Here is a 12,621-nt window from a genome sequence, read left to right as displayed (position 1 = left end):
GGAACGCGCAGGACGGTGTCGTAGAGGTTGTACTGGTGGTCCATCAGCCCGTGGTCGCCGAGGTTCTCGCCGTGATCGCCGGCGATGATCAGCAGCGTCTCTTCGAGGGCGCCCGACGCCTCGAGCGTCTCGTACAGCCTCCCGATCCGCCGGTCGAGGTACGCGAGCTCTCCCTTGTACAGGGCCTCGAGGGCGGCGAAGTCCCGTTCGGTCATCTCGGCGTTGCCGGTGATGAACCGGTGGGCGTTCTGGTTCACGCCGGCGGCGTCCGACGGAGCGACTCCGGACGGCAGAAATCGACGCCAGTCCCGTCCGGGGGGCTCGTAGGGGAGGTGCGGTTCGAGGTAATTGACGAACGCGAAGAAGGGCTCGTCCCGCCGGTGGGCATCGGAGAGCCACCGACGGAGGCGCAGGTTGGTCAGAAAGGCCCCGTCGTCGTACCGCTTCCGGACGAACTTCGCGTACGCCGCGTTCACCAGCGTCTCGCATGCGCTCGCGACCCCCCGCTCGCGAAATACCGCGCGCAGGCGACCGCTCGTCGAATCGCTCTCCGCACGGATCGTCAGCAGGTCCGCACCGCCCTCGAGTAACTCCCAGCCGGCGACGAACTCGTCGAAGCCGCGGTCGTAGCCGAACTCGGGGCTGAGCCACGTGTTATTCGAGAAGCAGGCCGTCCGGTAGCCCGCGTCGCCGAGCGCCTCCGCGAGCGTCGGCACGTCGGGATCGAACCGCTTCGTCCCGGCGTGGGTGTCGTGATCCGTCGTGTACTGGCCGGTGAACATCGACGCGTGCGACGGGACCGTCCACGGCCCGTTCGCGAACGCGTTCGCGAAGGTCGTCCCCTCGCTCGCGATTCGCGCGAGGTTCGGCATGACTTCGGGATCGTAGGCGTACTCGGCGCGCGCGGTGTCCATCACGACGAACAGTACGTTGGGGCGCCTCACGCATCCACCTCCCCGCCGACCCGGCGGAGGAACCGCTCGTAGTTTCGGACGTACGCGTCGACCGAGAACTCCGAGACGACCCGCTCCCTGGCGTTCGTACCCAACCGCTCGCGCACCGCGGGATCGTCCAGCAGACGTTCGATCGCCCGCCGGAGCGCCTCCACATCGCGCGGCGATACGAGCAGCCCCGTCTCGCCGTCGACCACGACCTCGTCCGTCGCGCCGACGTCGGTCGCGACGATCGCCCGCTCCATCGCCGCCGCCTCCCGCACGGCGCCCGGGATCCCCTCGTTGAGCGACGGGAGGACGAAGACGTCGAGGCTCGCCAGGTACTCCGGCATCTCCTCGACCCACCCGACGAAGGCGACGCGGTCGTCGATCCCGCGGGTTTCGATCCGCTCGCGGAGCGACTCCTCGTACGCGCGGTCGGCGTCGGAGACCGGCGCGCCGGCGATGAGGAATTCGACGTCGTCGCGTCCGTCCAGGACGTCGGCCGCGGCGTCGACGAAGTGCTCGAGGCCCTTCCGGGGCGTGATCAGCGCCGCCGTGCCGACGCGGAGCGGCGGTCCGTCGCCACCGTTCGGGGCGAGGTCGTCCTCGTTCGCCGCTGGCCGTCGGACGTCCCCGACCGCTTCCAGCGAGAACCGGTCGACGTCGATTCCCTTGTGGAACGCCGTGATCTTCGGCTCGAACCGCTCGTACTGCCGGGCCGTGAAGAGGCGTCGGGCTTGCCGACGGGCCTCGATGAACACGTGATCGGCGACCCGGAGCGCGGCCTCGTTGAGCCGGGTCCAGCGGCCGGTCGATTCGTACCCGAGCCCGACGTTCCAGACGAGTGGCGCGTCCGAGACCAGCGAGTACGGGGCGAGCGTGAGCACCGAACGGATGCTGTCGCACCAGATGACGTCCGCTCCCGACAGGTGGCGCCGGGCCTCCAGGTTGAACTGCAACAGCCGGGCGGCCGCCCGCGCCTCGTCCGCGAGCGAGCGCTCGAGCAGCTCCCCGTCGTACGTGTCGAGCACCCCGCGATACGGGACGATCCGAACGTCGACGCCCGCGTCGGCCGCCCGCCGGACGAGCTCGTCCGCCCGCTGGGCGAGGAGGATCGGTTCGATTTCTCCGTCGTCCATCCGGCCCAGCAGTCGCCAGAGCATCCGGGCGCCGCCGCCGAAGGAGTCCGACGCTCGATAGCAGAAGACGACCGTGAGACGGTTCCTGGCCTCGGGAGACTCGCGAACGTGCCCCCCGGAGGCGAGGCGGGTCATCGCTGCCCCGGCGGTCGAGCGGCCGTCCGCGGCCAGTCGGCCGACTCGCAGAGCCGTTCGAGCGTCTCCGTCGTCCCCTCGACCGTCGATCGCCAGCTGAACGCGGACTCGACGAGTCGCCGGCCGCGCTCGCCGAGGCGCCGCCGCCGGTTCGGATCAGACAGCAGTTCGGTCAGGTCCTCGGCCATCCCGTCGACGTGGCCGACCGGTCGCATCCTCCCGACGTCGGCGATCGACGGCGAGAAGTGCTCGAGGTCCGTCGCGACGAACGGTCGCCCGGCGGCCATGGCCTCGAGGATGACCCGCGGCGAGCCGCCCTCCGCCTCGCTCGGGTGGACGATCGCGTCGCAAGCCCGGTAGAGCGCCGGCATCTCGTCGTAGGGGACCGATCCCAGGAAGGTGACGGCATCCTCCAGTCCCCGCCGGGCCACCGTCCGCTCCAGGCGCTCTCGCAGCGGGCCGTCGCCCGCGAGGTAGAGGCCCGCGGTCGGGTGGCGGTCCCGGACGCGGTCGATGACCTCGATCGCGTCCGCCGGCCGCTTCCCGTCTTTGAGCCGAAGCACGGCGAGCACGGTTGGTCCCTCGCCGCCGAGCGCGTCGCTCTCCCGCCCGTCGGGCGTGAATCGCGTCTCGTCGATTCCGTTCGCGACCACGTCTATCGGCGCGGTCACGCCGATGCGCTCCGTCCGCTCCCGGCCGCCCTCCGTGTAGCAGAACACGACGTCCGCCTGGTTGAACGTCCAGCGACCCAGCGTCTTCAGGTAGACCGAGAAGACACGCTTCGAGACGCTCTGTGAGTACATCCCGTGGTTGGTGATCGCGAGTGGGAGGTCCCGGTACCGGGCGATGGCGGCCGCGAGGTTGGTCGCGAAGTAGATGTGCGAGTGCGCGTGCACGACGTCGAAGCCGTCGGTCTTCAGCAGGCGTCGCGCCAACCCCGGCGCGATCTGGTTGCCGATGAGGTTCGCCCGCGGGTCGAACCGAACGAGTCTGTAGCCGTCGCGCGTCTCGGTCTTCGGGGGCGATGGGTCCTGCCGGACGGTCAGGACGGTCACGTCGTGGCCCATCGCCGCCTGGTCGCGGCTCATCGCGTGGACGTGGTAGGGAAGGCCGCCCTCGACGTCCGGGTAGACCTTCTGGGCCACTCTGAGTACGTGCATCTACGTCCGCCACCCGCGGATGTGGCCGATCGTCAACTCGAGGACGTCTTCGAACACGATGCGGAACTGGGCGACGACGATCGTGGTGTCGAGCCACAAGGTGCGGTTCTCGACGTACTCGAGGTCGAGCTCGAGCTTTCGTCGCCCTTCGGTGCTGGTCACGTCGTTGATCTGGGCGAGACCGGTCAGTCCGGGCTTGACGTGCCATCGCGTGCGCCATCCGTCGACTTCCTCCTCGAGCACCCGCTCCTCCTCGACCCAGGCTGCACGCGGCCCGACGACGCTCATGTCGCCGACGAGCACCGACCACAGCTGCGGAATCTCGTCCAGGTGCGTTCGCCTGAGGAACCGGCCCGTTCGGGTAATACGCTGTCGTTCCGATCCCGGTCTCGGATCCTCGGATTGGGGAGTCATCGTTCGGAACTTTGGAATGCGAAAGCGTCGCCCGAACTCGCCCGTGCGAGGTTGCGTGTACAGTACCGGACCGGACGATTCGAGTTTGATCGCTGCCGCGATGATCGCCGCCAACGGCACGGCCGCTACGCCGCCGACGAGGGCGAACCCGAGGTCGAACGCTCGCTTGCTCGCGCGAGCATACCACGGCCACGGATCGACGACCGTCTCGACCGCCGGGCTCGCTGGGCCGTCCGCGACGAGTACGTCTTCGACGTGTGACTCGTGTACGAACGCGTCTAAATCGTACTCGGCGGCCACCGTGAGAACGCCGAAGAACTCGCCGCGATCGCTGCGCCGGAACGCGAGTGCGACGGCGTCGACGTCGTGGTCCCGACAGATCGACCGTAATCTGGAGAGTCCGCCGAGGCGTTTGGGTCCGCGGAACGACCCTTCCCTCGTGGCGATCACGTCCGCGTGGTCGCCGAACCCGTCCGAGACCACGCGCTTTCGGGACGCCCTGTTCTCGTCCGGGGGCCGTTCGGTCGGTCCTCTCAAAAGTCCGGGGCGCGGGGACGCGAAACCGACGGGCTCGACGGGGAGGCCGTCCGCGAGCTCTGCCGCCTTCCCCGGATCGTCGCCGACGAGCAGCACGCGCTCGGGCTCGTCACCTCGGCGGAGGACCAAGAACCAGGCCGGGAGGGTCAGCCCGAGCGTCGCGGCGGTCGCGAGGACTTCGGCCGGCGGCAGGAGCGGCGGTGCGAGGAGGGATCCGCCCACGATCAGGATCAGCGTGGCGACGCCGAGTCGCCTGATCGTCTCCTCGACCACGTCCATCGGCCGGCGGGGGCGTGGACGGCTGAGCGGCGCGAGCGCGATTCCGACCGTCGCTGCGGTCGTGAGCGAGGCGACCGTCATCGACTCGACGGTCGGAGACCACCCGTGAGCGGTTCGCCCGAGGGCGATGCTGACGCTCACGGTCGCGGCGACCGTCAGGAGGAGAACGCCAGCTGTACTCGCGGCTCGGTATCTCCTCCCTTTGAGCATGGTCCCCTCCAAGGCGTGTTCACGGGATAACGGTGCCAAGTCGTTTCAGTCGGATAGTCGAATTAATGCGGTTGCACCGTCGTTCGGAGCGGTGGTCGTCACGGGGCGCTCGTTAGCGCGCCCCGCGAGTCCAGCCGTCGACATCGAGCTCGAGCCGTCGTCGAGCCCGCCGGTTCCGGTCGAGTCGTCGTCGAGCAGGTGGGTTCCGGTCGAGCCGTCGTCGAGCACGCCGGTTCGGGTCGAGCCGTCGTCGAGCCCGCCGGTTCCGGTCGATCTGTTCGCTGTCCGAGCGTCCAGAGTTTGGACCGGACGCCGTCCACAGTATCGGCCGTCGATCGGATGCATTCGATCCGACGACGATCGCTCCGCGCTCGGTCAATGCCTCGATGCGGCCGAACGCCCGGGGACCGTAGCGAGGGTCGCACGGCGGACTTCGTTGAACGACGAAATTACTTGTGAAACTGATAATTACTCCGAGCATTCGGATGGAATCGTCTCCTCGAAGCGTCACGATCCGATCGACCCCTACCACCGATCGTACGGGTTGGTGAACATACTTCCGAACATGAAAAAGCATTAACCCGGTAATCGTAAAAGAAATTCGCCATGTCGCCTTTGTGGACGTACCCGAGATGCGCCCTCGGGCCAGCACGGTCGTCCTCGTTGGATGGGTCGGCGCTATCGGCAACGACGCGGCGTCCGGTGGGCCTGGCGAGCGACCGGTGGTCGTCGCCGCCGTCGCGACGGCGGGAGCGATGGGCGTCGGGCTCGCCCAGTCGTATCCGTTGCACCCCCAGCAGCCGACTGGAACGGCGATCGCGGCGATCGGGCGGGTCGCTCTCGGCTACCTGGGACTTGCGGCGATCGCGCTGGCGCGGATTCCGACCGGACTCGACACCGTGACGATCGTCCTGATGGGGGTGCTCGTCGCCGTCGGTCGTCGGTCTGGCTCGTTCGAGTCCAGCAGGAGGCGAAACCGGACCGCTCAGTTACCGTCGGAACTGACTCGGACTGGATCGCCACGGTGGTGCGGACGCTCCCGACGGAACCGCTCGGTAAACTGATCGCCCGACCAACTCCCCTCACTACTCATGCACGTTTGCTATTTGATAAACAATCTCAGGGGAGATGGAGCCCAGCGTCTTGTTTTAGATATCATTGACAACTCGGACGAGGGCATTCGGTTTACGACCTGTGCGTTCGAGAAGTATAATCCCCTGGAACAGGAATTTCGAGAGGCGGGATCGAACGTCGTCACCTTCGATGCGGCGTCAAAATTCGACGTCAGAGCGATACAACGGGTGTTCGAGTATTTCCGGGGCGCGGACTTCGACGTTCTCCACGCCCACTTACCGTACTCCCAGGTGCTCGCGAGGGTGGTGGGCGCGACCGGCGGAGCGAGATCCGTCGTCAGTACCCAACATAACGTACCAGCGAACTATCACCCGGTCGAGCGAGCGCTCGAGCGACTCACACGGCCACTCGATACGACGACTATCGCGGTCTCTGACGGCGTTCGTCAGCGGTTTCTCGCTCAGTCCCGGCCGTGGGAGACCGAGCTGACGGACTGGCGTACGATCTACAACGGGATCGATGTGGCACAATTCAACCGAGGGGTCCGAGAGATCGATGAGCAGAGCGCCAGGGATCGCTGGGGTGTTAGCGAAGACGACCTCGTGTACGTGAACATCTCCAGGTACGTTCCCGCCAAGGCACAAACCGACGCGATCAGAGCGATGTCGGGAGTCGTTCGCTCCATCCCCGATGCGCGGATGGTGATCGCCGGCGGCGGCCAGCTCGAACGGTTGCTCCAGCGTGCGGTCGCGAATCTCGATCTCGAGGATCACGTTACCCTCGCGGGACGCGTTTCGGATCGGTCGATCTACGAACTGTACTCCATCGCCGACGTTTTCGTTTTCCCGTCGATTCACGAGGGGTTCGGGATCGTCCTTCTCGAGGCGATGGCCAGCGAATTACCGGTCGTCGCCACGGACATTCCGGGCGTCAGGGACGTCGTGTCGAACGATACCGGCGTTCTCGTGCCGTCCGAGACGCCCGACGAACTCGCGAAAGCGATGATCCGTATGCGCTCTCCGAACCGGCGGCGAACGTTCGGGAAAAACGGGTACCGGCGCGCGCTGGATGCGTTCGATATCGATCGGGTCGTGGACGAGCACGTGCGGATGTATCGTACAGTATCGGGCGGTGACTAGTTCAGCACCGCCTCGGCCGGTAGGAGGCCGTGGCCGCCGGGAGACCGATTCAGCCGCGTATTCGCCCGACCACCCGACCGACACGACTCCGTCGGAGGGCGGATCGCAGGGAATCGGCCTCCGGCGGTCGACCGTGGTCATTCCGTCCGAGCTGGAGCAACAGGCCGACGTACAACCCGAGCAACACCGGCGTCACGCTCACTCCGCCGAGCGTCAGCGACTCGAACCACATCGAAATAAGCATCGCGGCTGCCGTCCCCACGACGTAGCCGGTCCAGGGCGTCCACCGCGCGCGCAGGCCCTTGGCGAGCGCGTACAAAAGCGAAAAGACGTACAAGCTGCCCGGGATCACTCCGACCGCGAGCGGCACGTGCAGGAAGGAGTTGTGGGGGTCGTAGGCGAGGATACCGTCTTCCCCGAACCCGATTCCCAACATGGGGTTTTCGGAGAGTCGTTCGAGTTTCTCGACATCCCTATAGACTCGCCCTAAAAACGTCGTCCGCATCACTTCCCCGACGTGTCCGATTCTGATCCCGACGTAGGCCGCGAGAACGGACGCGCCGATCGCGCCGATCGAGAGCCGTCGATCGATCGCGGAGAGGAGGATCGGGAACCCGACGATGAATCCGACGAACCCGGCGTCACCTTCCGCCAGCACGAAGCCGAGAAGACAGATCGCCAGCGCGCCGAGCCAGAGCGGGCCGCGTCGGGTCAGGTACGTATACGCCGCCGTCAACGTCCCGACCATCATGACGATGCCGAATGGGTTCGGATTATTGTAAATCGACACCGTCCGATACTCCCCGTATCCCATGACGTCCATGCCGACCCAGCGGGGAAGCTCCGCATCGGTCGTGTGCTCCAGCCACACGAGCGAAACCCCGAACAGCACCAGCAGGGTGGCGACGGTCGTCAGCGCCATCGCGAACGTTTGTGGACGCCCGACGACGAACTGCGGGAGGACGATCACCGTCGCAACGACGGCAACCGGCGTGCTGAGGATGTAGAACAGCAGTTCCTGGTGTGGTGCGTGATGATAGTGGACGAGAAGCCCGACCCAGTAGCCGCCGAACAGCGCGAGGAAGATTCCGTCCGTCGTCAGTCTGACGTTCGTAAATATCACGCCGTAGACGGCGACGAGTCCCAGCGCTCCCCCGGCCAGCAGGTATCCCGGTTCTGCCGGAAACAGCCACGTGGTCGGCGCGCCGGCGATCACGATGATGAGGACCGCGATCAGCGGATACGCCGTCGGAACTGCCGGCTCGAGGTCCGCTGGATCGTTCTCGTCGACGGTGCCTGATCGTTCACTCATCGTGTCGGGCGACGCTCCGAATGACCGTGATGCAATTCCGGCATCCGCTGCCGACCGTCGGTAACTTCGCGTACTACCATCCGCGTTCCGGTCACTAGGATACCCACGCTACAACCCCCTCCGACAAAAGGGGAGTTGCTGCGGTGGAGCTCCTCTGTCGGTACGTGCTCCGGGGTAGCCGGCTCGCGCGCCGATTCGGTGATCTATTCCTCCGAGTGACCGCCCACTAATCGGACGGTTCGACGGGCTCTCGGTGGAACGACGCGCCCGGTCGATGTTTTTCCCTCCGGTAGCGAAACTCCGAGCGATAATGGCGCTGTTCCGGGCGGTAATGGATCGTCCATCGAAAGTAATCGACCGTATAATAGCACGACCCGTGAAGGCGCCCGCTTACTCGCTCCGACTCCCGACGACGCGGTGTGACCGACAACACGGGATTACCGCGCCGCGAACTGCTCACGACCGCGACCCTCGCCGCGATACCCTTCGTTACCGGTTTCGGAACCGACGGGTCGTCCGGGACCGTCGCCGCCGCGTCGGCGGCCGCCGGGGTCGGCGCGACGGGCTACGGCGAGGGCGGCTACGGTGGCACCCGGTAACAGCGCGTTACCGATGGCCGAGCCGAGGAAATTCATTCGACGGACCGGCCGACGATGAGCGACGACGCGGATCGGGTGCGAGTCGACGGACCGCCGCAGACTCGTCTCACCGCGTCCCCTCGTCACCCCACCACCCGCTGGTGCACCCTCCTCGCGGTCGCGGCGGTGATCGTCGCGGGCTCCGTCGCGACCTCGGTCCCGACCCCTCCCGGTCCGCGGCCGTCGTGGCTCTCGGTCGCTGACCTCCGACACGTACTCGCGTACGCGACGCTGGCGGCCGCGCTCGCGTTCGCCCTTCCTCGACGGTCCCTCACCCGCTGGCGGTTCGCTCTCCTCGTCCTCGTCGCGGTCGTCATCTTCGGCGCCGTGATGGAGCTGGTTCAAGCGACGCTTCCGCATCGAACCGCGAGCGTCCGCGACGTGGGCGTGAACGCGATCGGCGCGGCGGTCGCCCTCGTCGGGTACCTGCTCGCGAATCGAGTGCGGACCCTCCTGCCGCTTCGTTTCCTTCCGAACCGGTAAGGACCATTATCTCTCGTCGATGGATTCCTTATCGCCGAAACTGGTTTCGGACCAGGTGTCGGATGCGTTCACCGGTTACCGCAACCGGTCGTAATCGGGGTTCGAGGGCGTACCACGTACAACTGATGACGGCGGCCGTTCCGTTGACGAGGACGTCCGTACTGCTCGCCTCCCGGTCGACCGTCAGCGCTTGTCCGAGTTCTATCGCGAGTCCGTAACCGGTCACCGTTATCACCACGAACGCCACCTTTTTTCTACGAGAGGTGGCTCGATCCGTGATTGCGTACGCGACGGAAAGTCCGAGCAGCAGGTACGCCAGAAAATGACGCCACGCGGCGAGGGTGATGAGGTTCGGCGAGCCCTCGGTTTCTGGCGTCGGCCCTGCGGGCGCTACGTCGGGCTCAGCCGGTATGGAGTAGTAGAGGATAACCGCCGCGATGGCGGCGACAGCCGCCCACCGCAACCACTCCGGGAAGAGCGGCAGCGGTATCCGCCGATCGTCGGTCGACACGCCTTTCATCACGCTCCGAGTCAGCCTCGCGTACACCCGGCACACGTTTGTACCGATCGGTGGATTTCTGGCCACCGCTGGACCACCTTAGGCGGTGCTCGCGGTGACGATGGCTGTTTTTTGGACTGCGGTCGCGCGCCGAGCACGGTGAACGGCGCTCTCGGGATCGTAGTTGAGGAGCGCCCGTGAGGTTGTTCCGCCTTCTGACTTGGATCCTCCACGGCCAAGCATAGGCGTTCTAGCGGCAAAGAGCGTGTATGTGAACTCGTCGGACTCTACCGAGCTAGAAATCTACTAGGTTGCGACCGACGCCCACAGAGCTTGTACCTTCACCCTGCCCAAGATCCACCACCCCATCGCCCCACCCACGCACCCGACGAACGCCAGCAGCCCATCGGCACTCGCGCCCGTCACGATCAACGCCGCCGCGCCCAGCGCTGCTGCACCCGCGAACGCCCGCCGCGGGTCACCCGCGAGAACCCACGCGGCGATCGCGAGGTAGCCTAGTCCGAACGCGATCGACGCTAGTACGTCTACTAGAAAGTGCACGCCCAGCGCGAGTCGCGAGAGCCCCACTAGTCCGACGATTCCGCTCGCCCCCAGCAGCCGCATCCGTTTCGTCCTCCGTTCGCTCCACAGTGCCAGCGACCCCCACAGTACCGTCGCCGCCATCGTGTGCCCGCTCGGAAAGCCCTCTCCCTCCCGTGCGACGGCCTGCAGTTCATCGGGTGGCCGACTCGCCCCGATGGCGGTCTTCAGAACGAGCGTCAGGGCGAGCCCGCCGAGGACGACCGCCAGCAGGAACGCGGTCCGCTCGGACAGGGGCCCGTCGGCGCCCCGCCGCAGCGACCGGTAGGCGTCGACCAGCGCCAGTCCCGCCAGCACGGCGACTACGAGCACCAGGTCGCCGAGCATCGCGACGGCCTCGAACAGCGGGACTGCAGACTCTGGGAGGAGGCTGCGGATCGCTTCGGTGACGCCGAGGTCGCGGTTCATGTGATGCGGTGGAGCACTCCGTGGACGCGCTCGCTACGGATCCGTACGTCCTCGATCGCCACGATTCTTCGGGACCGACCGCCCGCTCGCATCACCGCTCGGCCTCGGGAGCGATCGCCCCCTCCGTCGCCGCGTACGGCGCACAGACCATCCGGATCCCCTCTTCGAAGGAGATCTCGGGCTCCCAGCCAGTCGCGTCGCGCAGTCGCGACGCGTCTGCGCAGGTGTCGTGGACGTAGACGCTCTCGGGAATCGGATTCGAGATGTACACCGGGTTCACCTCGGTCCCCAGTTCCTCGTTGATCAGCTCGACCACGCGCTCGAACGAGTAGCGCTCGCCCGTCCCCGCGTTGTAGACGCCGTCCAGTTCTCGCCCCGCAGCGAGCTCGAACGCCCGAACCACGTCCGAGACGTGCGTAAAGTCCCGCGTCTGACTCCCGTCGCCGTAGAGTTCCGGCGGCCGCCCCGTCGCCACGTCGTGGGCGAACTGCGCGATGACGTTCGCGTACTCGTCCTTGTGTCCCTCGGCGCCGTCGTAACCCTGGTAGACGGAGAACAGTCGCAGTCCACACGCGTTCACGTCGTAGTGGTTCGAGAAGTACTCGGCGTAGCGCTCCCGGGCCAACTTGGAAGCTTCGTAGCCCGTGTTCACCGACACCGGCTCGTCCTCCGCTGACGGCTCCGTCCGCGTCCCGTAGATCGACGACGTCGAGGCGTACACCACGGTCTCGCAGCCGTCGGCCATCGCCTGCTCGACGGTGTTGACGAACCCCTCGACGTTCACCCGCGCGCCCCGGCAGGGCTCCTCCTCGTGCATCGCGTACGATGACAGCGCCGCGAGGTGGAAGACGACGTCGACGTCCGTCGGGAGATCGTCCGCGAGCACGCTCTCGCGGACGAACGTCACCTCGTCGTCGAGGTTCTCGGGAGTACCGAGATAGCAGTCGTCCACGGCGATCACGTCGTTGCGCCCTGCCAGTTCGTTCGCGAGGCTCGACCCGATGAACCCCGCCCCGCCGGTAACGAGGATTCGCTGGCCCTTCATAGCAGGGCAACCCATACCGGCGGGGAATGTAAACCTGGGTTACATATTTCGTGATGGTCAGGCGCAACGAGGGGTTTGCCGCGTGAAACGGAAGATCTGGCGACACGGAACGAACGAGATCGATGGGCAGGGTGTGCGGTCTCTCGTTCTGTCGGCCAGACGGCCGGGAGCGCGGTTCGCCCGGCGGTGGCGAGCCGCGCGACCTGGGGGAGGGCAGGCCCGCGGTCCTGCCGAACTTCCAAAGGGCGAGCGCGCTCGGTCCGGTGAGACGACGCAAGCACCACAGCGAGCGAAGCGAGCGAGGAGCTCAGCGAGTCGCAACCGGTCGAGCAACGAAAGAGCAAGCTCTTTCGAGCATCGCGGAACCTTCGGTTCCGCTCAACGAGCGAGGGCTTTGGTGGCGGGAGTACTCTCACCGGTGCTGCTAGACGCGGCACCGACGACCGTCCCACTACGTGAAGCGTTTAGAACGAAACCGCGTCCGGCCTAGATATCCGGCGTCTCGTCGATCGGCGGCACGCCCGCGATCGTCACCGTCTCCCCGACAATATACGAGGACGCCGGACTCGCGAGGAACTGCGCCAGATCCGCCACCTCTTCGCTCGTCCCGATCT

At 66.5% G+C, this 12,621-nt stretch carries 11 protein-coding genes and 2 pseudogenes; 4 read left to right on the top strand and 9 right to left on the bottom strand.

Going from position 1 to position 12,621, the window contains the following annotated elements:
- From QZT59_RS03470 to QZT59_RS03455, 4 genes are all read right to left on the bottom strand, one after another.
- On the bottom strand, positions 1-944 hold a 944-nt coding region (locus QZT59_RS03470; protein ID WP_290811363.1), incomplete at its 3' end, for a sulfatase.
- Complete coding sequence (locus QZT59_RS03465) at positions 941-2,209, bottom strand: glycosyltransferase family 4 protein (RefSeq protein ID WP_290811361.1); 1,269 nt, start codon at positions 2,207-2,209, stop codon at positions 941-943. The genes QZT59_RS03465 and QZT59_RS03470, both read right to left, overlap by 4 nt.
- Positions 2,206-3,369, bottom strand: coding sequence for a glycosyltransferase family 4 protein (locus tag QZT59_RS03460; RefSeq protein WP_290811359.1), 1,164 nt, complete (start codon positions 3,367-3,369; stop codon positions 2,206-2,208). Before QZT59_RS03460 ends, QZT59_RS03465 begins: the two co-directional genes overlap by 4 nt.
- Positions 3,370-4,809, bottom strand: coding sequence for a sugar transferase (locus tag QZT59_RS03455; RefSeq protein ID WP_290811357.1), 1,440 nt, complete (start codon positions 4,807-4,809; stop codon positions 3,370-3,372). It lies immediately after the preceding gene.
- A 1,091-nt stretch (positions 4,810-5,900) separates the two neighbouring features.
- Between QZT59_RS03455 and QZT59_RS19190 the strand changes: the two are divergent.
- Together QZT59_RS19190 and QZT59_RS03450 are read left to right on the top strand one after the other, a co-directional pair.
- Positions 5,901-6,398: pseudogene (locus tag QZT59_RS19190) on the top strand (glycosyltransferase); the annotation flags it as partial.
- 6 nt (positions 6,399-6,404) lie between these two features.
- On the top strand, positions 6,405-7,022 hold the full coding sequence (locus QZT59_RS03450) for a glycosyltransferase (protein ID WP_290811355.1): 618 nt from the start codon (positions 6,405-6,407) through the stop codon (positions 7,020-7,022).
- Between the two features lie 49 nt (positions 7,023-7,071).
- Here QZT59_RS03450 and QZT59_RS03445 read toward each other — a convergent pair whose 3' ends face one another.
- Positions 7,072-8,334, bottom strand: a complete 1,263-nt coding sequence (locus tag QZT59_RS03445) for an O-antigen ligase (protein ID WP_290811353.1) — start codon at positions 8,332-8,334, stop codon at positions 7,072-7,074.
- Positions 8,335-8,753: 419 nt separating this feature from the next.
- Here QZT59_RS03445 and QZT59_RS03440 point away from each other — a divergent pair, with 419 nt between their 5' ends.
- Both QZT59_RS03440 and QZT59_RS03435 read left to right on the top strand, forming a co-directional pair.
- Complete coding sequence (locus QZT59_RS03440; protein ID WP_290811351.1) at positions 8,754-8,933, top strand: hypothetical protein; 180 nt, start codon at positions 8,754-8,756, stop codon at positions 8,931-8,933.
- A gap of 54 nt (positions 8,934-8,987) precedes the next feature.
- On the top strand, positions 8,988-9,455 hold the full coding sequence (locus QZT59_RS03435) for a VanZ family protein (RefSeq protein WP_290811349.1): 468 nt from the start codon (positions 8,988-8,990) through the stop codon (positions 9,453-9,455).
- Between the two features lie 28 nt (positions 9,456-9,483).
- Here QZT59_RS03435 and QZT59_RS03430 read toward each other — a convergent pair whose 3' ends face one another.
- The 4 genes and pseudogenes from QZT59_RS03430 to QZT59_RS03415 all read right to left on the bottom strand — a co-directional run.
- Positions 9,484-9,966 carry a VanZ family protein gene (locus QZT59_RS03430; protein WP_290811347.1) on the bottom strand — a complete coding sequence of 161 codons (483 nt, stop codon included), beginning with the start codon at positions 9,964-9,966 and terminating at the stop codon, positions 9,484-9,486.
- 294 nt (positions 9,967-10,260) lie between these two features.
- Complete coding sequence (locus QZT59_RS03425) at positions 10,261-10,962, bottom strand: phosphatase PAP2 family protein (protein WP_290811345.1); 702 nt, start codon at positions 10,960-10,962, stop codon at positions 10,261-10,263.
- A gap of 91 nt (positions 10,963-11,053) precedes the next feature.
- Positions 11,054-12,007 (bottom strand): NAD-dependent epimerase/dehydratase family protein, encoded by a 954-nt coding sequence (locus QZT59_RS03420; RefSeq protein ID WP_290811343.1) that lies wholly within the window; start codon positions 12,005-12,007, stop codon positions 11,054-11,056.
- A 486-nt stretch (positions 12,008-12,493) separates the two neighbouring features.
- Positions 12,494-12,621, bottom strand: a pseudogene (locus tag QZT59_RS03415) (3-oxoacyl-ACP reductase); the annotation flags it as partial.

Origin of the sequence: Halovivax sp. (assembly GCA_007119345.1) — an archaeon.
Lineage (GTDB): Archaea > Halobacteriota > Halobacteria > Halobacteriales > Natrialbaceae > Halovivax.
The sequence above is the reverse complement of the archived record's forward strand: the minus strand, read 5'-3'. Positions and strand labels throughout refer to the sequence as shown.